This window comes from Kitasatospora sp. NPDC091207, assembly GCF_044768625.1.
Lineage (GTDB): Bacteria > Actinomycetota > Actinomycetes > Streptomycetales > Streptomycetaceae > Kitasatospora.
Genome location: NZ_JBIVVS010000010.1, coordinates 255,945 through 278,173, shown reverse-complemented (window position 1 = coordinate 278,173; position 22,229 = coordinate 255,945). Strand labels below are relative to the sequence as shown.

The following is a 22,229-nucleotide window of genomic DNA, read 5'->3' as shown; positions in this document are numbered from 1 at the left end:
CGGCTCGAAGAACAAGCAACGCGCCAAGCACCACGACGTCGGCAAAACGGTCAAACGCGCCGAGTCGATCAAGGAACACCAGGCCCGCCGAGGTTGAACGTCAAGCTTAACCGGCGCTGATTAACCGACCGAACCCGCTGTTTCTCACACCCCGGCGATCGAGTGGAGGTCTACCAAACCGACCATGCGGTATATGCGCGGCCCGGTGGGACGTGAAAGGGTGACCACACCGATGTCCTCGGCACCGTTCAGGACCTCGGGCTCCCGCCGAACGACAGAACCCACCCGGCCGCGGACCCCGCAGACCCCGCAGACCCCGCGGACCCCGACGGTGCCTACGGGAACGGCGTGGCGGGGGCCGCGTTCAGGGCATCGTCGACGCGCTTCCAGAACGCCTGGAATTCCGTCGAAGCCTCCCGGTCGGCGGAGTACTGGGCGGAGTGCGCCTTCAGTACCTCCAGGTACTCCGGGGTGAGGATGACGGAGAACTCCCACCTGTTCTCGCCGCTGTACGCCGGGACGGCGCGGTCGCGCCCCTTGGCCAGCTCGAGCGAGATCATCCTGAGGTGGAGCAGGTACTCGGGAAGGCCGTCCCCCTCGGGAGGGTCCGCCCGCAGCTGCTGGGCGAGATTGTCGAGCAGCGACTTCATCCAGTCGTAGTCCCGGTAGTCCAGTTCCACCGTGTAGGTGAACTCCCGTGCCTCCACCCTGTTCTCCCGCACCTTGCGACACCACACCGGGGTCAGGTCCCGGGCCGAGGGGGCCGTGCGCGGATCGGCGCGCAGGCGGGCGGCGAGCGCCCGCAGGTTCCCGTCCCCGATGCTCTCCTGATACTCCAGAGCGACCGCCGGTAGGGTCACCCGGGTGGGCAGCAGGGTGCTGAAGTGCCGGATGATGATGCCGAGTTCCTCCTCGGTCAAGGTTCCCCACTCACCGTGGGCGCCGCCCCACGCGTCGGCGAGCGCGAACAGACAGGCCGCGAGGGCCCTGGCCTCGTTGCCCTTCCATTCCCTGTCGAGCCACAGCTCGAAGGACGAATCGGCGTTCACAGGCTGCTCTCCCCCACGTTCGCGTCGTGTCGTGCCCCGAGGCCCGTCCTCGTCGAACCGCTTCCGGCCGGCCAGCGCGCCGAGCCCGAGAGCGAGCCGCTTCTGCAGGCCGTCGAACCGCGAACGCGCGATCTGGTGACCGGCGTCGGCTGCCTTCTCGTACCACTTCAGCGCCTCGGTCGGATTGCCGAGCCGCTCCTCGTAGAGCGTGCCCAGGAAGAGCGCGCCGAAGGCACTGCCGAGTTGCGCCGACCTCAGGTACCAGCGCATGGCCGTCTCGGCATCCGTCGCGGACGGCTCCTCCGGCCGCTCCCCGCGCAGCCTGGCACGCATCCGGCCTTCGACGATCAGCCCCAGCCGGGCCATCGCGTCGGCGTTCCCGGCAGCGGCGGCCAGCCGGTGCAACTGCTCGATCCTGGGCAGGTTCTGCGTCCCGTCCCCGCCGCTCCACTCCAACTCCAGGAGACAGGCGGCCTCGTAGACCTCTCTGGCCTGCTCCTCCCCGAGGAGCCCCTCCGGCAGGGCGAGCGAGTCGGGGGGCGGTGGCAGCTGTGGCGGAGTCGCGAGGTCACCGGGGAACGAGAAGTGGTAGTGGATCCCGCCCGTGACAAGTCCGGCCTGCACGACCGACATCGACACCGCCGTCCCGACGGAGAGGTCGTTGCGGACCACGCCCGGCGCGGCGGCCTCCGGCCGGTGCTGCGCCGCCTCGTCCATCAGGTCACCCCACTCGATGCGCTTCGGTTCGGCGTCGCCGGTGTCACCTGCCGGTGGTGGGCCGAACGGCCCCGTCGACAGCGCCGGCCGTGCAGGGATGCTACCCGCGTCAACCATGGTGCGAGGTACGAGTTCTGGCCAACCTGGTACGACGACGCACCGACACCCGCAGGCGCCGGGGCTCGGCCGGGAGGCGACGGCTCAGGTGGCGCGGATCGCTCCCGCGGGCGGGCGCCGAGCAGACGGGAACCGAGCAGACGGGCGCCGAGCAGACGGGCGCCGAGCAGACGGGGCGGTGTCGGCGAGAGGCCGTCCCTGCGGCTCGGCGGGGACGGAGCGACCGGCGGAGGCCCGGACGGAATGCGGCCCGCCCGGCCGACACCCGGGTCGGCTCGGCCGGGCAGGCCGGCGCGTTGATCCGGTCGGGTGAACCACCGCGTGCGGCACCGCGAGGGAGCGCCTAGCGTGGCCCGGGGCACCCCGCCCGGCCTGCCGCCTCCCCCGGGCCAGGCGCCGCCGGCGGCGCGGGGCTCCGAACCCCCGGCTCCGGCCCGTCCCCACCCCTCAGGAGATCCCGTGACCACGACGACCCCGCTGTCCGATCTCACCGGCGACTACGTCCTGGACCCGACACACACCCGGATCGGCTTCGTGGCACGCCATGCCATGGTGACGAAGGTGCGTGGCGCCTTCCACACCTTCGAAGGCGGCGCCCACCTCGACGGGTCCGACCCGAGCCGCTCCACCGCCCAGGTGTCGATCAGCGCCGAGAGCATCGACACCGGCAACGAGCAGCGCGACGGCCACCTGCGCACCAACGACTTCCTCGACGCGCCGAACCACCCGAAGATCACCTTCACCTCGACGGGCGTCGAGCGGCGGAGCGACACCGAGTACCGGGTCAGCGGCGATCTGACCATCAAGGGCACCACCCGCCCGATCAGCATCGACTTCGAGTACACCGGCAACGCCCGTGACCCCTACGGCAACCTCCGGGTCGGCCTGGAGGGATCGGTCACCATCAGCCGGAAGGACTACGGCATCACCTGGAACGCCGCCCTCGAAGGCGGTGGCGTCCTGGTCGGCGACAAGGTCGTGCTGGAGTTCGACATCTCCGCGATCAAGCAGGAGTGACGACCGGGCGGAAGTACCCCGGTCAGGCATTCCGGAGGGCCCGCGGCGGAGCACCCGCCGCGGGCCCTCCCCTGCTGCCCCGTCCACCCCGGGCGGCCCCGTGCCCGCCCGGGCGCCGCCGGGCACCCACTCAGCGAGCGGGCGCCGGCCGAACGAGGCCGCCGGGAACCGCCGGCCCCCAAGCTCCGGGCCGACCGCTCCGCAAGCCTCGCCGACGCCGCCACCCCCGGTCGTCGCCCGCGGTGAGGAGCCCGGACTCAACCCGGGGGCGTAGCCCGTACGCCCCGCGACGGAGGACACCCGGCGCATTCAACCGACCGGTTGAGCAAGAGCACGGAGGGACGTACTCAACCAAACGGTTGCGGAAGAACGCGGAGGTGCGCGATGGCCACCGACCCGCTGTCCAAGGCGTTCGTCGCCCTCGCCGACCCGACCAGACGTGACATCGTCGCCCGGCTCTCCGTCCGCGACGCGGGCGTCGGCGAACGCGCGGAGTCCTACGCCATGTCGACCAGGCGGTCTCCAAGCACCGCAAGGTGCTGGAGGAGGCCGGGCTGGTGAGCCGCAGCCGCGACGCCCAGCGCCGGCCCTGCCACCTCGAACCCGAGGCGCTCGACCTGATGACGGTCTGGATCGAGCGGTACCGCCCACAGGCCGAGGAGCGCTTCGGCCGCCTGGATGCCGTCCTCGCCGCGATGGACGGCGAGCAGCACGGCGGCGGCGAGCCCGAGGCGGCCGTCGCACGACCGACGCCCCCCGGACCACGAACCCGGACAGCACGAACCCGGGCCGCACGAAGGAGCAGCGTCATGACCACCACCCACGACCGCCGGACCGTGATCGAGGCGGATCCGGTGCTCCCCGTCATCCGCGCCGTCCGCGAGTTCGACGCCCCGCCGGGCCGGGTGTTCCGCGCCTGGACCGAGCCCGAGCTGGTGACGCAGTGGCTCGGCCCCAAGGACCGGGTCATGAGGATCGACGTCTGGGACGCCCGCACCGGCGGCACTACCGCTACTCCACTCTGGCCGCGGACGGGAACGCGGGCGGGAAGGCGGGCGGGGGCGGGAACGAGCCGGCGCGCGAGGTGATCGCCTCGTTCTACGGCTCGTTCCACGAGCTCCGTCCGGACAGCCGCCTCGTCCAGACCTTCACCTTCGAGGGCGTGCCGGACGGCGTCGCCCTGGAGACCGTGCGCTTCGAAGCGGTCGGCGAAGGCCGCACCCGGGTCAGCTCGCTGTCGCTCGTCGACAGCCCGGCCATCCGCGACGCGATCACGGCGAGCGGGAGGGACCGCGGTGTGATCGAGGGCTACGGGCAACTCGACGAACTCCTCGCCGCGAAACGACCCGCCGTGAACCGACCCACCGTGGAGCGGCCCTGCCGCAAGCCGCCCCCGGCGCGCGTCGGGGCGCCACTCAGGACAGCACGGCGACCGCCTCCACCTCGACGAGCTGGTCGTCGTAGCCGAGTACGGTGACGCCGAGCAGCGTGCTCGGCACGTCGTGGCTCCCCAGATAGGAGCGGTAGACCTCCCACACCTTCACCAGGTCGTCCTGCCGGGAGGAGGCGACGTACACGGTGGTGCGGACGAGGTCGGTCAGCGCGGCGCCCTCGTCCTCCAGCACGGTGATCAGATTGCGCATCACCTGGTGCGCCTGGCCCTCGAAGTCGCCGACCGCGACCGTCCGGCCCTCGGTGTCGAGCGGGCAGGCACCCGCCAGCCAGAGCGAACGGACCGGCGCGTCCACGGACGCGGCGTAGGCGTAGTCCACCGCCTGCGTGAGCCGGTCGTTGCGGATCAGCCGAACAGTGCCGGTCATAACAGCTCCGAAGGTCGACGGGTCTTTCCGCCTCATCGTCGACGCCTTCCTGATCACCCGTCAAACCATTTGTGCCACCCCCTGCCGCACCACGACCGCACCACGGCCGCACCGCGACCGACCCCGTCCGCCCCTGCTCCGCGCCCCCGTACTCCCGGTTCACCGTTGCGGGTGATGGCGGGGCGCACCGCCGGGCCCCGATCCTGGTGCTCCACGGAGACCAGGCAGTGACGAGAGAGACGAAGAGGTCCCACCATGGCGCTTCCCCTGTCGGGCCGGGGTGCCGGCCGCCGCCAGATCCTGGGGCTGGCCCTGGGCGCGAGCGTCGTACCGGCGCTCGCGACCGCCGCGGCACGGGCGGCGCCGGCCGCGGTACCCGCCGCGGTACCGCCGGCCACCCTGGGCCGCCGGGTCGCCGAGGTGGCGGCCGCGCAGATCGGCGTGCCGTACGCCTGGGGCGGCGGCGACCGGCTGGGCGCGAGCATCGGCTTCTGCGACGAGGAGAACGGCTACCTGGACGGCCAGTGCCTGGGCGAGCACACCGTCGGCTTCGACTGCAGCGGGCTGGCCCTCCACTGCTGGTACCGGGCCAGCGACGGCGCCGTCGACCTCGCCCACTACACCGTCGCGCAGCACCACCGCTCCGCGCCGGTCGCCCGGCCCGAGCTGCTCCCCGGCGATCTGCTCTTCTTCTCGCGCCCGGACGCTCCGCTGCACCACGTCGGCGTCTACGCGGGCGACGGCGCGATGATCCACGCGGAGCGGACCGGCACCCTGGTGGCCCGGCTCCCGGGCGTCTTCGACGAGCCCCGCTGGGCGGCCGAGTTCGCCGGTGCCCGCCGCCCCCTGCCGCTCGGCTGACCGGCCGCCACCGCCGCCCGGTTCAGAGCACGCCCGGTTCACAGCGCGCCCGGCAGGTCGTGCTGGACGCGCCGCAGCAGGTCGTGCAGGGTGCGGCGCTCCTGTGCGTCGAGGGGCGCGAGGACCTCGTCCTGCACCGCGCGGGCCTCGGCGTCCAGTTCGGCCAGGACGGCCCGGCCGGTCGCGGTGATGCTGACCGAGACGCGCCGGCGGTCCGCCCCGTCGCGCACGCGCTCGACGCACCCGGCCGTGGCCAGCCGGTCGGCGACCTTGGCCAGGTCGCTCGGGTCCACCCCGAGCCGCCGGACCAGGTCCCGCTGGGCGTGCGGCCCGAAGTCGGCCAGCGCGGCGAGCACCGCCATGTCCCAGAGGCGCAGACCGCGCCCGGCCAGCCGTTCGGCCAGCCTGGTCCGGGCGGTCCGGCCGATCCGGGAGAGCAGGTAGGTGCTGAGATCCAGCAGCGTGGGCGGGGTGGAGGTCTCGGAGGTCACGGGAGAAGTCTAGGGTCTGCACCTATAGTGGGTAAGCACCTATCAATTGCCCGGTGACCGCCCAGCCCAGGAGCCCCGACGTGGACGCCCTGTACAACCGCCTGCTCGTCTCCCGTTTCGCCGATTGCTTCGGCTTCTACCACGCGGTCCTGCCGCGCCTCACCGGCGCCGCCCTGGCCAAGGGCGGACCGGACGGCCCGTACGCCAACTGGGACGTCGACGACCGGGCCGTCCTCGCGCTGTACGACCGCGCGCTGATGGCCGCCACCCTGGGCACCGACCGGCTCCCGGCCCGGCCGCCGGCCGTTCAGGACTCCGCGATGCTGGTCTTCCGCGTGGCCGACGTGGACGAGGCACTCGCCCTCTGCCTCCGGCACGGCGGCACCGAACTGGTCGGACCCACCGACCGCCCCGAGTGGGGGCCGAAGCTGCGCAGCGCCCACCTGCGTGACCCCGACGGCCACCTGATCGAGCTGCAGTCCTACTGACCGCTCCGACCACCGGGCGCGGCGACGCCCCCGGACCGGCCGGTCGGGGGCGTCGCGGCCGCTCACTCCCCGGCCGGCGGGGCCTCCCACAGTTCCGGGTCGCACGCCCCGACCAGGGCACCGATCCGGGCCAGCGCCTCTCCGGCCGGCATCGGGTCGAGCCGGCGCCCGTCGCGCAGCCGCAGGGCCACCCGCTCGTCCGCCGCCTCCTCCGGCCCGATCACCGCCTGGTACGGGACCAGCCGGGCCTCCCTGATCCGCGCGCCGAGGCTGCCGTGTTCGGGCCCCACGAGTTCGGCCCGGAGCCCCCGGTCCAGACAGCGCTGCCGCAGTCGCCCGGCCTGCGCCACCTCCCCCTCGGAGACGGGCAGCAGGACCAGCTGGGTCGGTGCCAGCCAGGCCGGGAACGCGCCGCCGTACAGCTCGATCAGGTGGGCGACGACCCGCTCGACACTGCCGATGACACTGCGGTGCACCATCACCGGCCGGTGCTTGGCCCCGTCGGCGCCGATGTAGTGCAGACCGAACCGCTCGGGCTGGTGGAAGTCGATCTGCACGGTGGAGAGGGTGGACTCGCGCCCGGCGCCGTCGGCGATCTGGACGTCGATCTTCGGGCCGTAGAACGCCGCCTCCCCCTCGGCCGCCTCGAACGGCACCCCGGAGCGCTCCAGTACACCGGTCAGCAGCGCGGTGGCCCGCTCCCAGAGCGCCGGGTCGGCCACGTACTTCCCGCCCTCGCCGGGCAGCGAGAGCCGGTAGCGGACCGGCCGGATCCCCAGCGCGCGATGCGCCTCGCGGATCAGCTCCAGCGCGGCCACCGCCTCGTCGGCCGCCTGCTCGGGGGTGCAGAAGACGTGCGCGTCGTTCAGCTGGATCGCCCGGACCCGGGTCAGCCCGCCCAGCACGCCGGACAGCTCGGACCGGTACATCCCGCCCAGCTCCGCCATCCGCAGCGGAAGCTCGCGGTAACTGCGGGCGCGGGAACGGTAGATCAGGGCGTGGTGCGGGCAGAGGCTGGGGCGCAGCACGACCTGCTCGGCCCCCAGGTCCATCGGCGGGAACATGTCGTCCCGGTAGTGCGACCAGTGGCCGGAGATCTCGTACAGCTCGCGTTTGCCGAGCACCGGCGAGTACACGTGGCGGTAGCCGGCCCGTTGTTCGCGCCCACGGACGAACTCCTCCAGGGTGTGCCGGACGGCGGCGCCGTCGGGCAGCCAGTAGGGCAGGCCGGCGCCCATCAGCGGGTCGGTGTCGAAGAGGTCGAGTTCGCGGCCGAGGCGGCGGTGGTCGTGCATGGTGGCGGTCTCCACTCGGGTCTGCGGGCAAGGGCCCTGCGGGAAGGGATCCGCAGGCGGTGCTCCACGGGCGAGTGGACCGGTACGACGAAGCCCCGGGGCACTCGCCCCGGGGCTTCGGACTAGGCAGCAGTCAGCGCACCGGGACTCTCTCCGGCGTCGTCGTCAGGACGGCTGCAGCGCGCTTCATGGCTCCCACGGTAGCAGGGCGGTGCCGCCCGCGACGAGCTCTTTCCCGCAGGTCACCGACGGCCGCGCGGCACCCGGCGGCGGGGCCCGGCGCCGGAGGCCCCGGCGCAGCACTCAACGCACCACTCAACGCAGCACGACGCAGCCGCGCTCCGCGAGGGCGGCCAGGAGCCGGCGCGACGGCGCGACGCCGTTCCACCGCAGGTCGAGCTTCTCCAGCGCGGGCAGCTCCGCCAGCCACCCCGGCAGTGCGGTGATCCGGTTGCTCCGCAGGTCGAGGCGGCGCAGCAGGGGCAGTTCGGCCAGCACGGGCGGGATCTCGGTGAGGGCGTTGTCGCGCAGCTCGACCTCGCGCAGCTGGGTCAGCCGCGCGGTGGACGCCGGCAGTCCGGTCAACGCGTTGCCGCGCAGCCAGAGTTCGCGCAGGGCTCCGAGCCGGCCGAGGGTGTCGGGCAGGCGGGTGAGCAGGTTGTGCCGCGCCCGCAGCTCCACCAGGGCGGTCATCCCGCCGAGCGCCGCCGGGAGTTCGCCGATCCGGTTCTCGCCGATGTTGAGGTAGCGCAGCGCGGTGAGCCGGCCGAGGGCGTCCGGCAGCCGGGTGAGCGCGTTGTCGTGCAGGTAGAGGAAGTCGCGCAACCCGGCGAGCGCACCGATCTCCTCGGGCACGGCGGTGAGCGCGTTGTGCCCGAGGTCGAGGGTCCGAAGTTGTCGCAACCGCCTGATATCGGGCGGCAGTTCGGTCAGACCGGTGTCGGCCAGGATGAGCACCGTCAGGTCGGTGCGGTCCCAGACGGAGTCCGGCACCGCGCCCAGCGGCTGCCGCCAGAGGTTGAGGGTCGTGTCGGTCACGCGGGCATTCTCCTCCCGCGGCAGGTGGTGCGGGAGGAGAATGCCCGCTGCCCCCTCAGGGGTTGATGCGGCCGGGGCGGCGGGTCAGCCGCTCGACGGTGTCGGTGGGGGCCAGGGGAAGTCGGGGAAGTCAGGGAAGTCGGGGACGCCGGGGAGGCCGGCGCGGAGGTGACCTGCCCGTGGCGGGCCCGTCCGGACGGTCACCGCGTCGGCGAGGGGTACAGGGTGCCGTCCAGGACGGTCACCGCGCTTCCGCTGAGGTGGACGCGCTCGCCGTGCAGGGCGGTCCGGACGAGGCCGGTGCGGGCGGACACCTGGAGTCCGGCGAGCCGGTCGCGGCCCAGCCGGGCCGACCAGTACGGGGCGAGCGCGGTGTGGGCGCTGCCCGTGACCGGGTCGTCCGGGATGCCGCGGGCCGGTGCGAAGAAGCGGGAGACGAAGTCGTACCCGGCGCCGTCCCGGGCCGCGGGCGCGGTGACGATGATGCCGCGCAGGCCCTCGCGGAGCGTCAGTGCCGCCACCGCCGCCAGGTCGGGGGCGAGCGCCCGGACCGTCGCCTCGTCCGGCAGGACGACCAGCAGGTCACCGAGCGGGTCGGTGCGCCAGGTCGACCCGGGCTCGGCCCTCAGCGCCTCGGCCAGTCCCTTCGGGGCCGGGACCTCGGTGCCCGGTGCGGCCGGGAAGTCCAGGGTGACGCCACCGGCGTCGTCGGTGTGGGTGACCAGGACCCCGTGGTGGCGGCTGCGGAACCGCACGGTGCCGAGGATCCCGCGCTCGGTGCGGAGCGCGTGCGCCGTGGCCAGGGTGGCGTGGCCGCACAGGGTGGCCTCGACGGTGGGGGTGAACCACCGGATGGCCCAGTCGGCCTCGCCGTCGTCGGCGAGCGGGAGGGCGAACGCCGTCTCGGAGTGGTTCAGTTCGGCGGCCAGCTGCCGCATCCAGGTGTCGTCCGGCCACTCCCCCGCAGGCAGCAGACACACGCCGGCCGGGTTCCCGGCGAACGGACGGTCAGTGAAGGCGTCGACCACGTGGATGCGCATGCCGGGACGGTAGCGGCGGCTCCACCGGGCCCGCCATGGCCAATCGGGGGCGCGTGGCCTGGTTCCGGAGCGGGGCGGGCGCGAGTACCCGGCCGAGCGCCGGGAGGGACACGCGCGCGCGGGGCGGACGGTGGGACCGTCCGCCCGGCGCGCGCCCGCGTCACATGTTGATCATGTGCCCGGCCAGGCCGTGGATGGCCTCCTTGACCGCCTCGCCCAGGGTCGGGTGGGCGTGCACGTTGCGGGCCAGCTCGTGCACGGTGAGGTCCCACTGCTGGGCCAGGGTCAGCTCCGGCAGCAGCTCGGTGACCTCGGGGCCGATCAGGTGGGCGCCCAGCAGCTCGCCGTGGGTGCCGTCGCTGATGACCTTGACGAAGCCGATCGGGTGGCCGAGGCCGTGCGCCTTGCCGTTCGCGGTGAACGGGAACTTGGCGACCTTGACGTCGTAGCCCAGGTCACGGGCCTGCGCCTCGGTGTAGCCGAAGCTGGCGATCTGCGGCTGGCAGTAGGTGGCGCGCGGGATCATCGCGAAGTCGAGCTCCATGGTCTCCGCCCCGCCGATGGTCTCGGCGGCGATCACGCCCATCGACTCGGCGGCGTGGGCCAGCATCAGCTTGGCCGTGACGTCACCGATCGCGAAGATGTGGTCGACGCTGGTGCGGCCGCGGCCGTCGATGTCGATCGCGCCCCGGTCGGTGAGCTTCACCCCGGTGTTCTCCAGGCCGTAGCCGTTCACCCGGGGCGCGAAGCCGATCGCCTGGAGCACCTTGTCGGCCTCCAGCACCTGCTGCCGGCCGTCGCGGGTGACGGTGACCTTGACCTTGGCGGCCGGGTCGCTGTCGTCGATCGACTCCACCCGGGTCGAGGTGAGCACCTCGATGCCGAGCTTGCGGTACTGCTTGCCGAGCTCGGTGGAGACCTCGGCGTCCTCCAGCGGCACCATCCGGTCGAGGAACTCGACGATGGTGACCTTCACGCCGTAGTTGTGCAGCACGTACGCGAACTCGACGCCGATCGCGCCGGCGCCCGCGATGATGATGCTGCCCGGCAGCTCCTCGGTGAGGATCTGCTCCTCGTAGGTGACCACGCGCTCGCTGAGGCTGGTGCCGGGGAGCAGCCGGGTGGTGGCGCCGGCCGCGATGACGCAGTGGTCGAAGGTGACGACCTCGAAACCGCCGCCGGTCAGCGCGACCTGGAGGGTGCGGTCGTCGACGAAGGTGCCCCGGCCGTCGTACTCGGTGATGCCGTTCTTCTTCATCAGGTAGTGGACGCCCTTGACCCGGCCGTCGGCGACGGTCCGGCTGCGGCGGAACGCGGCGCCGAAGTCGAACCGCACCTGGCCCTCGACCTCGATGCCGAAGGTCTTGGCCTCCTTGGTGAAGATGTGCGCCAGCTCGGCGTTGCGCAGCAGTGCCTTGGAGGGGATGCAACCGACGTTGAGGCAGACCCCGCCCCAGTACTTGGCCTCGATGACGGCGGTCCGCAGACCCAGCTGGGAGGCACGGACAGCGGCGGTGTAGCCGCCGGGGCCCGCGCCGAGGACGACGACGTCGTAATGCGTGCTCATGATGCTGACTCCTCCGAGGGTGTCACGGTGACGTGATCTCGGTGCCATGGTGTCAGGAGCCCGGACGACGCACTCATCGACCCCGGCCGGTCGGCCTCCGACCGGGGTGCGGCACGGCGGGCCGGCCCGCCGGCCCCGCGCGGGGAGCGGCACCGCGCCGGGTGACGCGCGGGGCCCCGCCCGGCGGCGGGGCCCCCGGCGGTCAGGCCGCGACCTCGTGGGCGTGGCCCTCCTGGAGGCCGCCGCCGCTGCCGGCCTGGCCGTCGGTGTGCTGCGGCGTCACCGGCGCGTGCAGCGCGGAGAGGTCCCAGGCGTAGGTGCCGACGGAGTCGGCGATCACGTCGATGTTGACGTCGAAGGCCTTGAGGTCGAGGTTGCCCAGGTTGTCGCAGGCCTTGTGGTAGCACGTGTCGAAGGCGACCCCGGCGGTGCCGCCGTAACGGGCCGCCTGCGCCGCGGACTTGATCACCTCGGCGCCGGTGTCGGTCCCGCCGGCCGGGATGCCGGCGTCGATGAACGGGCCGTAGTCGGAGCGGCCGGTGAAGTCGGTGCCCTCGTGCGGCAGGCCCCGGCGGTCCAGGTAGTCGGTGATGCGCCGCTCCAGCTGCGCCGAGCCGTCCGGGCCGGGGCCGGAGCCGACGTGGTCGGAGTCGTCGCCGTCGTAGACGAACTGGGCGGAGTTGGGCGAGGCGATCATGTCGAAGTTCAGGTAGAGCTTGACCTTCTTCTGCTCGGCCGGGGAGAGCGAGGCCACGTACGCCTCGGAGCCCTTGAGGCCGAACTCCTCGGCGGACCACCAGGCGAACCTGACCTTGTTCTTCACCGGCCGGGTGCCGAGGTTCTTCGCCACCTCCAGGACGCCCGCCGAGCCGGAGCCGTTGTCGTTGATGCCCGGACCCGCCACCACGGAGTCGAGGTGGGAGCCGATCACGACGGTGTTCTCCGGGTCGCCGCCGCGGGTCTCGGCGATGACGTTCCAGGTCTTGCGCTTCTCCATGAAGGTGCGGATGTCCAGGCCGACGGTGACCGGGCCGGCCGCCGCCCTGGCGACCAGCGCCTCGCCGGCCGCCTTGCCGATCCCCCCGGTCGGGACCCGGCCGGCCGTCGGCTCCCCGAGCGTGCCGTTGAGGTCGCCGTCGGTGTTGTTGTACACGATCGCGCCGAGCGCGCCCGCGTCCGCCGCCGCGGCCGCCTTGACCGCGAAGCTGCAGCCGCCGCGCTTGATCAGCGCGATCCGGCCGGTGAACGCCCCGGCCGCGTAGTCGCCCGCCTCGCAGCCGGTGGTGTCGTCCGCCGGGACGACCGCCAGCGGGGCCGTCAGACCGCCTTCCGGGCCGCCGACGGAGTACGTCATGGCGATCACCGGTACGTCCTCGGCCTGCGGCGACACCACGGTCAGCCGCTGCGCGAGCGCCTGGAAGAAGGTGTACTCGAACTCCTGCTTCGACACCTTCAGCCCGGCCCTGCGGGCCTGGTCGTAGACGTAACGGGCCGACTCGTCGTGGCCGGGTGATCCCGCCACCCGGTTGCCGCCGTTGCGGTCGGCGATCCGCTGCAGCGCCACCAGCGTCCGGTGGGCGCTGTCGGCGCTGCTCTCCTCGACCAGCCGGGCGGCCAGCTTGGCACCCTTGCGGCCCGGGTCCGGATCGGCCGAGGCGCTCCCGGCACCGACCAGTAGCAGCGGGGTCACCAGGGCCGCCACCGCCAGCGCGGAACTCGCGACCCGGCGGGTCCGGGCAGTCCCCGGGCGGGGTGAGGAGGTCGGGCGGCGGGTCCGAGCGTTCACGGCAAGTCCTTCCGAGAGTCCATGGAGATCCCGATTTGACATGCTCGGCGCCATATTTCCAACCCTGACGCGAAAGCTGACCGGATGCGGACATCCGGCGGCGCGGTGATCCTGGAGGGGTGGGGCCGTCTCATCCGGGAGTGTGACCGAATGTCCATGATCGACAAGATCAAGCAGATGCTGAAGGGCCACGAGGACCAGGCCGACAAGGCCGTCGACAAGGCGGGTGACACCGTCGACCAACGCACCCAGGGCAAGTACAGCGGCCATGTCGACACGGCTCAGGAGAAGGCCAAGGAGCAGTTCCGCGACCAACCGCCGCAGTAGGCCGCCGGCGCCGTCCGGCCACCCCTGATCCCGGTACCCCGGCGCGGTGTGCGCGACCACGCGTACTCCGCGCCGGGGTACCGCACGTTCGCCCCCGGGTGGCCGCTCCCCGGGCGCGCTCCGGACACCACCGGGACCCCTCCCACCAGGAGGGCTTTACATACTTATTACTATTGGCACGGTAGCGCTTCCGCGTGTCGCACGCGGTGCGGCGCCGGTCCCCCGTCGGGGCCACCGGCCGCCCACCGGGCCGGCCCTGTTCCGGCAGACGTCGCGCACGCCAGCGGGAAGCCCTGACGAGAGGACAGCCGCCGTGTCGATCCCCCGTGTCCGGACCATTCCCCTGCCCGGCGTCGGCGTCCAGTACGACCTCACCACCCGAGAACAACGGCACCTGTCCGTCATCGCCCACCGGGACGGCTCACGCAGCCTCAACGTCTACCGCTCGGACGACCCCGACGCCTGCGCCCAGGCGTTCCGGCTGACGGCCGAGGAGTCCACCGCCCTGGTCGACGCCCTGACGCCCGCTCACCACAATCCTGGCCTGCTGCACACCACCGACCTGGGCCTGGTCGCCGAGCGCCTCCCCGTCGAGGGCGCCTCCCACTGGAACGGCCGGCTGCTCGGTGAGACCCGGATGCGCACCGCGACCGGCACCTCGATCGTCGCCGTGCTGCGCCGCACCGGCGCCGTCCCCTCCCCCGCGCCCGACTTCCGGCTGGCCGGCGGGGACATCCTGATCGTCATCGGCACCCGCGAGGGCGTGGACGCCGCCGCCGCGATCCTGGGCAGGGAGTGATCGGATGCACACCGCGACCGTCTTCATCGAGCTCGGCTCGGTCATCCTGGTGCTCGGCCTGCTCGGCCGCATAGCCGGCCGGTACGGGTTCTCGCCCATCCCGCTCTACCTGCTCGGCGGACTGGCCTTCGGCAAGGGCGGGCTGCTGCCGCTCAGCGCCAGTGAGGAGTTCGTCGCCACCGGCGCCGAGATCGGCGTCGTCCTGCTGCTGCTGATGCTGGGTCTGGAGTACACCGCCGCCGACCTGGTGACCAACCTCAAGGCGCAGTACCCGGCCGGCGCCGTCGACTTCCTGCTCAACGCGCTGCCGGGCGCGGCGGCCGCGCTGCTCCTCGGCTGGGGCCCGGTGGCCGCCGTGGTGCTGGCCGGCGTCACCTGGATATCGTCCTCCGGGGTCATCGCCAAGGTGCTCGGCGACCTCGGCCGGCTCGGCAACCGGGAGACCCCGGTGATCCTCAGCATCCTGGTGCTGGAGGACCTCGCGATGGCCGTCTACCTGCCGATCCTGACCGCGCTGCTGGCCGGCGCCGGGCTGCTGGCCGGCTCGGTCACCCTCGCCATCGCGCTCGCGACCGCGGGCGCCGTGCTCTTCGTCGCGCTCCGCTACGGCCGGGTGATCTCGAAGTTCGTCTCGCACGACGATCCGGAGAAGCTGCTGCTGGTCGTCCTCGGGCTCACCCTGCTGGTGGCCGGCCTGGCGCAGCAGCTCCAGGTGTCGGCGGCGGTCGGGGCCTTCCTGGTCGGCATCGCCCTCTCCGGTGAGGCCGCCGAGGGCGCGCACACCCTGCTCAGCCCGCTGCGAGACCTCTTCGCCGCGGTCTTCTTCGTCTTCTTCGGGCTCAGCACCGACCCCACCAGCATCCCGCCCGTCCTGCTGCCCGCCCTGCTGCTGGCCCTGGTCACCGCGCTCACCAAGGTGGCCACCGGGTACTGGGCCGCCCGGCGGGCCGGGATCGCCGTACGCGGCCGCTGGCGGGCCGGCGGGGCGCTGGTCTCGCGCGGGGAGTTCTCGATCGTCATCGCCGGCCTGGCCGTCACCGCGGGCATCGAACCGGAGCTCGGACCGTTCGCCACCGCGTACGTGCTGATCCTGGTGGTCACCGGACCGCTCGCCGCCCGGTACACCCAGCCCGCGGTGGAGCGGCTCGGGGCGCTGCGCCAACGCCGGCGGGGGCGTTGGGCGCCCGCCGACCCGTCGGCGCCGGCCGCCGGACGGCTGCCCGCCACCGCGCCGGAGGACGGCGCCGCGCCGGACGGGGTCGCGCAGGAGGAGCCGGCCGGCGGGCTTCCGCGCTGAACACGGCCCCGGGGCGGATCACTCGACCCGATCCGCCCCGGGGTCCGCACCTCCGGCCGGGTCCGACGCTCCTCCGTGCGCACCCGGCGCGGCGCCGGGCCCGGGCGGGGCTCCGCAGTTCGCGCAGGGATCCGGCCCGCGCCGTTCGCGCAGCCGCCCGCACTCCGGGCAGACCAGGTCCAGCCAGCAGGCCGGTTCGCCGCCTTCGTCCATACCGCCGATTCTGCCCGGCCCACCCCCGTGCCGACGAGTAGACACAAGCACCGACCCGGCCCCGGACGTCGAGTCGCGGACCATCGCGGATGAGTACCGGCTCTTCGCCGACCGCCAGGCGAAGGGACATTCACCCCGCTACGAGGGGTTGAGCCTTGCCGTCGCCGCAGACGAGCGGCTTTCTCGCACTGCTGGACGCGCCTCCCCCGCTCAAACGTCAGCCCGACCTGCCGTGCGGCCACCGACGTGACCTCGGTCCGCGACGTGCGGCGGGCGGGGTGAGCACCCGCGCCGGCGAGTCGGTGCGGCGGCCGGAACCGGGCCCGGGGCGTCATTCCACCGGCGCCGACCGCCGGGTGGCCCCGGCCCGTCCAGCCGGCTCGCCCGGTTCCTCCGGTTCGACCGCCGTACCGACCGCCGGTCCCGCCGGCCGGCGGCGCAGCGCCAACAGCCGCATCAGCCCGAGCTGGACCACCGCGCCCAGCGCCATACCGGCCCAGAGGCCGTCCACTCCGAACGGGCCCGACAGGACCACGCCGGCGGCGAGTTGGACGGCGAGCCCGAAGAGCACGGCCACCACCAGCGGGCGCCCCGCGCCGGTCGCCTGGAGCACCCCGCCGAGGGCGACCACCAGGGCGTACGGCAGCAGGTAGAACCCGGTCATCCGCAGGAAGCCGACGGAGTGGGCGGCCACCGCCCGGTCCTCGGTGAACAGCGCGGTGACCGGCACCGCCAGCGCCGCGCAGAGCACGGCGGCGCCCGCGCCGAGCGCCCCGGCCAGCCGGGCGGTGTCACGGCCCAGGGTGCGCAGCCCGGCCGCGTCCCCCGCGCCGGTGAGCCGGGCCGCCTCGATGGCGGCCGCCTGCCGGACGGCGTAGAAGGCCATGGTCACGATCATCAGCACGCGGTAGCCGACCCCGTAGCCGGCGACCGCCGGGACGCCGAAGGCCGCGACCAGGCCGAGCTGCGCCGTGCCGACGCCCATCCGGGCGGTGAAGTCGAGGCCGAACGGGGCCCCGGCGGCGATGATCCGACGGGCCTCCGCCACGAGTCCGCCGGCCGGGGCGGCGGACTCGTGGCGCCGCCGGAGCAGCACCGTGACGGCGAGGGTGGCGGCCCGCGAGACGGTCAGCGCGAGCGCCGCGCCCGTCACGCCGAGGGCCGGGAACGGGCCGGGGCCGAAGATCAGCAACGGGTCGAGGACGAGCAGCAGGGCGTTGCTCAACAGGGCGAGCCGCATCGGTGTCCGGGTGTCACCGACGCCCTTGAAGAGCTCGTCGGCCACCCGCTGGCCGAAGAAGAGCCCGAACGCGGGGAAGGCGACCGCGAAGTAGTCCGCGGCGAGCCCGGCGGCGGGGCCGTCCAGGAAGGCCTCCGCGATCGCGTCGCGCAGCAGGTAGCCGGGCACGGCGAGCAGCAGGCTGCCGCAGGCCCAGAGCCGCCAGGCCGCGCGCGCGGTGCGGCCGGCCGCCGACGGGTCCGCGGCGCCGACGGCGTGCGAGATCCGCAGGGTGGTGCCGGAGGCGACCACCAGGACCAGGCCGAGCAGCAGGTTCTCGACGGTGCCCGCGAGGGTGACGGCGGCGACGGCGTCCGCGCCGAGCCGTCCCGCCCAGAACGTCCCGATGGCCGTGGCGACCACCCCGGACAGGAGTCCGGCGTAGACCGGGCCCGCCAGCCCGAGCAGCCTCGACAGGTGTCCTCGCATACGTGCTCCCCCGGTTCCGTGGGCCTGATCGGCCACCGCGCGCTATCTCGAATAGAGATACATCGATTCGATGCACATCGGCAAGAGGTAGCATGACGGCCGGACGGAGCGTGCGACGACGGAAGGGCTGTACCGGTGCTCACCCTCGCGATCCTCGGCTTCCTGTACGACGAACCGCTGCACGGCTACGAGTTGAAGTCCCGGATCACCGGCCTGACCGGCCATGTCCGGCCCGTCAGCGACGGCGCCCTCTACCCCGCCATCGCCCGTCTGGAGAAGGCCGGGCTGCTGGAGCGCCACCACGAGCCGGGCAGCGGCGCCGTACCGAGGCAGGTCCTGCGGCTCACCGTCGACGGCCGGACCGAACTGGAGCGCCGCCTGGCCGACCCGGCCGAGGTCGAGATCTCCGACCAGATCCGCTTCTTCACCGTGGCGACCTTCCTCGACCGCCTCACCGACCCCGCCGCGCAGGCCGCGGTACTGCGGCGCCGGCTGGCCTTCCTGGAGGCACCGAGCAGCTTCTTCTACGACGCCCAGGGCCGGCCGGTCGCGGCCGAGCAGGAGCCCAACCCGTTCCGGCGGGGCATGCTGCTCGTCGCCCGCGCGTCCGGCGCCGCCGAGCGGGCCTGGCTGGCCTCGACGATCGCCGACCTGGAGCGCGGCCGGTCCTCCTGAGGCCGACGGGGCGGGCCCGGTGCCGGCCTTCACCGAGGCCTCCGGAGGCCGCCCGATACCCGGTGCGGACGCTCCGTCGAATCCCGTTCCGGGCCTGGCGCGACGCGGCGGAGTCGTCGCTATGATGTTCCGCCCCGCACCGTGGCGCCGTCGCGGGACGCACCGTACGCGCCGCGCCGTGCCCGCACCCCTGGAGGCCACCGTGCCCACTGCCGACAACGGAACCGCCCACCCGCGGCACCTGACGCCGGACGGCATCCCCGGCTGGTTCTTCAAGATCGACCAGGAGGCCTTCGCCCACTTCCTCACCGGGCAGAGCGCCGCGGGCCGCACCGGCGACATCCTCGAACTGGGCAGCTACCTCGGCCGGAGCGCCGTCCTGCTCGGTGACCAGCTCCGGCCCGGCGAGCGGCTGACCGTCTGCGACCTGTTCGACTCCGAGGCCGGCGACGCCGACAACGCCGCCGAGATGACGATGTCCTACCGCAAGACCCTGACCAGGAGGGCCTTCGAGGCCAACTACCTCACGTTCCACCCGCGGTTGCCGGTCATCGTGCAGGCCCCCACCTCGGTGCTGGCCGACCGCCGGATCCCGGACGGCAGCTGCCGTTTCGTCCACATCGACGCCTCGCACCTCTACGAGCACGTCGCCGGGGACATCGAGGTGGCCCGGGCGGCACTGGACGAGAACGGGCTGGTCGCGCTCGACGACTACCGTTCGGAGCACACCCCCGGCGTCTCGGCGGCGGTCTGGCAGGCCGTGTTCACCGGCGGCCTGCGGCCCGTGCTGCTCACCCCGATGAAGTTCTACGGCACCTGGGGCGATGCCGAGGCGCTGCGACGGGTGCTGCTCACCCGGGACTGGCGGGCCGACGGCTACACGGTGGACGAGGACTCCATCGCCGGCGCGCGGGTGGTGCGGCTGAACCACGCGGTCAAACCGGGCTCGACCCCGCCGCACCGCTCGGCCCCGCGCCGCCTGGCACTGGACCTGCTGCCGCCGGTCGCCACCCGCGCGACCAGACGGCTCCTGCGGGCGCTGCGCGGCCGCCGCGCCGGCCGCCCGGCGGTCCGGACCGGCTGATCCACCGGACGGGCCCGGCGCCGACCGGGCGGCCGGTCCGGGGCGGCCGGTCCGGTCGATAGGCTGTCGCGATGCGCCGGACCACCACCCTGCCGACCCACCCCGAGCTGCCCGGATGAGCGCCTTCGTGCCGCCCGAGCCGCCGGCCTTCGCCGCCGCCTCGCCGCGCGAGCGGATCGCGCGGATCATCACCGAGTCCCTGGCTCCCGCGCATCTGGTCATCGCCCTGCTGCTGCTCGTCGGCGCGCACAGCGCCGAGGGCTGGTCGGGGGCGGGCTGGGGCCTGCTCGCGGCGCTGTTCTGCGGGGTGGTGCCGATCGGCATCATCGCCCTCGGGGTGCGACGTGGCGCGCTGACCGACAAGCACGTCCGGGTCCGCCGCCAGCGCGTGGTCCCGATGGCCGCCAGCCTGCTGTCGGTGCTGGCGGGGGTGGCGCTGCTCTACACGCTGGGCGCTCCGGCAGCGGTCGGCGCGCTGGTCGTCGCGATGCTGGCCGGTCTGGTGTCGGCGCTGGCCGTCACGGTCTGGTGGCAGATCTCCCTGCACAACGCCGTGGCCGGCGGCGCCGCGATGATCCTGGTGCTGGCGTTCGGCCCGGCGGTGCTGCCGGTGGCGGCCGCCGCACCGGTGGCGGTCGGCTGGTCGCGGCTGGTGCTGAAGGCCCACACGCCCGCGCAGGTGCTCTCCGGCACGGCGCTCGGCGGCGTCTGCGCGCTGGTGTTCGCCCTGCTGCGCTGAGCCCCACGCCCCGGCCGGTTCCGGGGCCGCGTCCCGGCCGTGCTCTCTCGGCTCCCCGCTCTCGCGGTGCCCCGGCGGTCTCCCGATAGGGTCGGCGGGTCGCTGCCGGGCCGGGCCTTGAGGAGGGTCTCGTTGGAGCCGTTCACGCTGCCGGACACGGAGCAGCTGCCCGAGGTGCTGCTCGAACTCGCCGTCCCGTTCGAGGAGGTGAACGCCGTCCTCGCCGCACGCACCGCGCTGGCCCGGGACCGCGGGCTGCGGTCCGCGTTCGACGAGGCCCTGCGCGAGCAGTCCGCGGCGATCGGGACGGTCGGACGGCCCTCCGGTCTGGACGGCGGCCGACCGACGGGGTTCGACGCCGCCGGACACCTCCTGACCCTGCTCTTCGTCGCCCTCGCCCCGCACACCCGCGCCTACCACCGTGCCCTCGGCATCAGCCCGGCGGTGAGCCGGACCACCCTGGCCGATCTCGGCCGGCAGCTGGTGGTGAGCCGTTGGCGCGGCCACCCGGGCGTGCTGGGCAACCCGTCCTGGCTGACCCTGCACTTCCGCGGCGAGCTGTACCAGCTCGGGCGCCTCCAGTTCCAACGCAAGCGGCTCACCGGCCCGGACGCCGTGGCGGCCGCCGTGGCCGGCTTCGGACCGTGGTGCCTCCAGCTCCACGTCCCCGACCACTGCGGCCCGCTCTCCCCCGAGGCCTGTGACCGCGCGCTCGCCCGGGCCCGCGGCTTCTTCGCCCGGCACTTCCCGACCGAGCCGTATCCGGCGGCCTGCGTCTTCTCCTGGCTGCTGGACCCTCAACTCCGCCGGTACCTGCCGGCGGAGTCCAACATCGTCCGCTTCCAGCAGCGGTTCACCCCGCTGCGCCCACCCGGCGAGCCGGAGGACGACAACCCGCTGCGCTACGTCTTCGGCGACACCGACCGTCCGCTGGACACCCTGCCCCGGGACACCCCGCTCCAGCGCGCCCTCGTCGACCACCTGCGCGCGGGCGACCACTGGTACGTCGTCGGCGGATGGCTGGCGCTCGACGAGGACGGCGGCTGAGGGAGCCGGGCCACGGCTCCCCCGGCCGGGACCCCGCGCCCGGTGCGCGGCGAACGGGCGAAGCCGTCGGTTCGCCGGCCGCCCGTGTCGGAAGTGGCACCGTCCGGCCCGCTGATCGTCGGAGGCGGAGCCTCCGGCGAGGGAGTGGTCGCACGATGACGGTCCTGGTCAACGGGCTTCCCGGCGCGGGGAGGACCGCACCCGCGCGGGCCTCGGCGGCCGAGCCGGGCCTGCCGCTCGTCTGCGAGGACGCGATCGAGGGACCCCGGCGGACCCGCCGGCGGTCCCTCGGGCACCGAGTCGTCCGGACCACGAGTGGAGCCGCCTCCTGGGGGTCGCCGCCGGCGAGACCCTGTGGACCCTGCGCGGCGACGCGGGCGGCGGGGCCGTGCCGGGAGCCCGTGGCTGTCCCCCTGTGCCCGATCGTGCGGGCCGGCCTTCGACGCGCGGGCGTGGTACGGGTGCCGGAGGTCTGGTGCGAGGTGCCGCCGGACACGGCCCGCCTGCGGTTCACCGACCGGATCGCCGAGCGGATCGCCGACCGGCACCCGGTGCGTCCCGAGCGGCTCGACGGCTTCGGCGGGGACCGGGAGTCGTGGTCCGGCCGAACCGCCCGGGCCGGGGACCGTCCACCGGGTGGACAGCACCCGACCGGTCGAGGTCCCGGCGCCGGCGACGGCTCTCGGCGCCGCCCGTGGACCGAGCCACGACGGCGGCGATGCCGGCCTCGTGGCGGATGAGGCGCCGCTCCACCGTTGAAACGCCCGCCGGCCCGCGCCCGGAGGGCGCCTGGTGCACACCTGGTGCGCGCCGACGCCGCCGCCGCGATCGTGGGGCGGCGAGGCCGGTGGCACGGTCCCCTTACTCTCGGCTTTTCATATGCCATTCCGATTGATATGAATGCCCATCACTCACACGAGGGAACTTCCCTTAAAGATTTGCCCACGGAACATTAAAGGCCGCATAGTGAGAACACCTTATTTGGCTCTAGTGATGGCCAAGTTCAGGCAAAGTTCCGTGCGCCTCGCGTTCGGGTGGCGGCCCGCTGTCGGCC

General features: G+C 73.7%; 20 protein-coding genes and 1 pseudogene. 12 read left to right on the top strand and 9 right to left on the bottom strand.

Going from position 1 to position 22,229, the window contains the following annotated elements; genetic code table 11:
* Positions 1–335 precede the first annotated feature (335 nt).
* Positions 336–1,883, bottom strand: a complete 1,548-nt coding sequence (locus ACIQTO_RS19540; RefSeq protein WP_402389257.1) for a tetratricopeptide repeat protein — start codon at positions 1,881–1,883, stop codon at positions 336–338.
* Positions 1,884–2,342: 459 nt separating this feature from the next.
* Between ACIQTO_RS19540 and ACIQTO_RS19535 the strand changes: the two genes are divergently transcribed.
* The 3 genes from ACIQTO_RS19535 to ACIQTO_RS19525 all read left to right on the top strand — a co-directional run bounded on the left by ACIQTO_RS19535 (position 2,343) and on the right by ACIQTO_RS19525 (position 3,988).
* The gene (locus tag ACIQTO_RS19535; protein ID WP_402389254.1) at positions 2,343–2,900 is read left to right on the top strand and encodes a YceI family protein; all 558 of its coding nucleotides are present in this window, start codon (positions 2,343–2,345) and stop codon (positions 2,898–2,900) included.
* Positions 2,901–3,284: 384 nt separating this feature from the next.
* On the top strand, positions 3,285–3,461 hold the full coding sequence (locus tag ACIQTO_RS19530; RefSeq protein WP_402389252.1) for a hypothetical protein: 177 nt from the start codon (positions 3,285–3,287) through the stop codon (positions 3,459–3,461).
* Positions 3,458–3,988 carry an SRPBCC domain-containing protein gene (locus ACIQTO_RS19525; RefSeq protein WP_402389249.1) on the top strand — a complete coding sequence of 177 codons (531 nt, stop codon included), beginning with the start codon at positions 3,458–3,460 and terminating at the stop codon, positions 3,986–3,988. Before ACIQTO_RS19530 ends, ACIQTO_RS19525 begins: the two co-directional genes overlap by 4 nt.
* Before the next feature lie 327 nt (positions 3,989–4,315).
* On the opposite strand, the gene ACIQTO_RS19520 is transcribed toward ACIQTO_RS19525, so the two are convergent.
* Positions 4,316–4,720 (bottom strand): RidA family protein, encoded by a 405-nt coding sequence (locus tag ACIQTO_RS19520; protein ID WP_402389246.1) that lies wholly within the window; start codon positions 4,718–4,720, stop codon positions 4,316–4,318.
* 255 nt (positions 4,721–4,975) lie between these two features.
* Between ACIQTO_RS19520 and ACIQTO_RS19515 the strand changes: the two genes are divergently transcribed.
* Entirely contained in the window at positions 4,976–5,581 is a 606-nt protein-coding gene (locus ACIQTO_RS19515) for a C40 family peptidase (RefSeq protein WP_402389243.1), read from the top strand.
* A gap of 38 nt (positions 5,582–5,619) precedes the next feature.
* Here the strand turns inward: ACIQTO_RS19515 and ACIQTO_RS19510 are convergent, their stop codons facing one another.
* Positions 5,620–6,072 (bottom strand): MarR family winged helix-turn-helix transcriptional regulator, encoded by a 453-nt coding sequence (locus tag ACIQTO_RS19510; RefSeq protein WP_402389240.1) that lies wholly within the window; start codon positions 6,070–6,072, stop codon positions 5,620–5,622.
* Positions 6,073–6,125: 53 nt separating this feature from the next.
* Between ACIQTO_RS19510 and ACIQTO_RS19505 the strand changes: the two genes are divergently transcribed.
* Complete coding sequence (locus tag ACIQTO_RS19505) at positions 6,126–6,560, top strand: VOC family protein (RefSeq protein WP_402389237.1); 435 nt, start codon at positions 6,126–6,128, stop codon at positions 6,558–6,560.
* Between the two features lie 62 nt (positions 6,561–6,622).
* Here the strand turns inward: ACIQTO_RS19505 and thrS are convergent.
* The 5 genes and pseudogenes from thrS to ACIQTO_RS19480 form a co-directional block, all read right to left on the bottom strand.
* Positions 6,623–7,933: pseudogene (gene thrS, locus ACIQTO_RS19500) on the bottom strand (threonine--tRNA ligase); the annotation flags it as partial.
* A 237-nt stretch (positions 7,934–8,170) separates the two neighbouring features.
* Positions 8,171–8,893, bottom strand: coding sequence for a leucine-rich repeat domain-containing protein (locus ACIQTO_RS19495; protein WP_402389236.1), 723 nt, complete (start codon positions 8,891–8,893; stop codon positions 8,171–8,173).
* A 200-nt stretch (positions 8,894–9,093) separates the two neighbouring features.
* Positions 9,094–9,933 (bottom strand): PhzF family phenazine biosynthesis protein, encoded by an 840-nt coding sequence (locus ACIQTO_RS19490; protein WP_402389234.1) that lies wholly within the window; start codon positions 9,931–9,933, stop codon positions 9,094–9,096.
* A gap of 160 nt (positions 9,934–10,093) precedes the next feature.
* Positions 10,094–11,500 (bottom strand): dihydrolipoyl dehydrogenase, encoded by a 1,407-nt coding sequence (gene lpdA, locus ACIQTO_RS19485; RefSeq protein WP_402389231.1) that lies wholly within the window; start codon positions 11,498–11,500, stop codon positions 10,094–10,096.
* A 202-nt stretch (positions 11,501–11,702) separates the two neighbouring features.
* Positions 11,703–13,286 carry a M28 family metallopeptidase gene (locus ACIQTO_RS19480; RefSeq protein ID WP_402389228.1) on the bottom strand — a complete coding sequence of 528 codons (1,584 nt, stop codon included), beginning with the start codon at positions 13,284–13,286 and terminating at the stop codon, positions 11,703–11,705.
* Between the two features lie 150 nt (positions 13,287–13,436).
* Here ACIQTO_RS19480 and ACIQTO_RS19475 point away from each other — a divergent pair, with 150 nt between their 5' ends.
* From ACIQTO_RS19475 to ACIQTO_RS19465, 3 genes are all read left to right on the top strand, one after another.
* On the top strand, positions 13,437–13,613 hold the full coding sequence (locus ACIQTO_RS19475; protein WP_402389225.1) for an antitoxin: 177 nt from the start codon (positions 13,437–13,439) through the stop codon (positions 13,611–13,613).
* A gap of 313 nt (positions 13,614–13,926) precedes the next feature.
* Positions 13,927–14,412: a cation:proton antiporter regulatory subunit gene (locus ACIQTO_RS19470; protein ID WP_402389223.1), complete on the top strand. Its 486-nt coding sequence runs from the start codon at positions 13,927–13,929 to the stop codon at positions 14,410–14,412.
* 4 nt (positions 14,413–14,416) lie between these two features.
* Complete coding sequence (locus ACIQTO_RS19465; protein ID WP_402389220.1) at positions 14,417–15,709, top strand: cation:proton antiporter; 1,293 nt, start codon at positions 14,417–14,419, stop codon at positions 15,707–15,709.
* A 544-nt stretch (positions 15,710–16,253) separates the two neighbouring features.
* On the opposite strand, the gene ACIQTO_RS19460 is transcribed toward ACIQTO_RS19465, so the two are convergent.
* A complete protein-coding gene (locus ACIQTO_RS19460) occupies positions 16,254–17,630 on the bottom strand; it encodes an MATE family efflux transporter (RefSeq protein WP_402389218.1) in 1,377 nt (458 codons plus the stop codon).
* Positions 17,631–17,765: 135 nt separating this feature from the next.
* On the opposite strand from ACIQTO_RS19460, the gene ACIQTO_RS19455 reads away from it, so the two are divergent.
* From ACIQTO_RS19455 to ACIQTO_RS19440, 4 genes are all read left to right on the top strand, one after another.
* Positions 17,766–18,305, top strand: a complete 540-nt coding sequence (locus ACIQTO_RS19455) for a PadR family transcriptional regulator (protein WP_402389215.1) — start codon at positions 17,766–17,768, stop codon at positions 18,303–18,305.
* Positions 18,306–18,483: 178 nt separating this feature from the next.
* Entirely contained in the window at positions 18,484–19,389 is a 906-nt protein-coding gene (locus ACIQTO_RS19450; protein ID WP_402389212.1) for a class I SAM-dependent methyltransferase, read from the top strand.
* Between the two features lie 115 nt (positions 19,390–19,504).
* Positions 19,505–20,128 (top strand): phosphatase PAP2 family protein, encoded by a 624-nt coding sequence (locus ACIQTO_RS19445; RefSeq protein ID WP_402389210.1) that lies wholly within the window; start codon positions 19,505–19,507, stop codon positions 20,126–20,128.
* A 132-nt stretch (positions 20,129–20,260) separates the two neighbouring features.
* Entirely contained in the window at positions 20,261–21,175 is a 915-nt protein-coding gene (locus tag ACIQTO_RS19440; protein WP_402389207.1) for an acyltransferase domain-containing protein, read from the top strand.
* Positions 21,176–22,229: the final 1,054 nt, after the last annotated feature.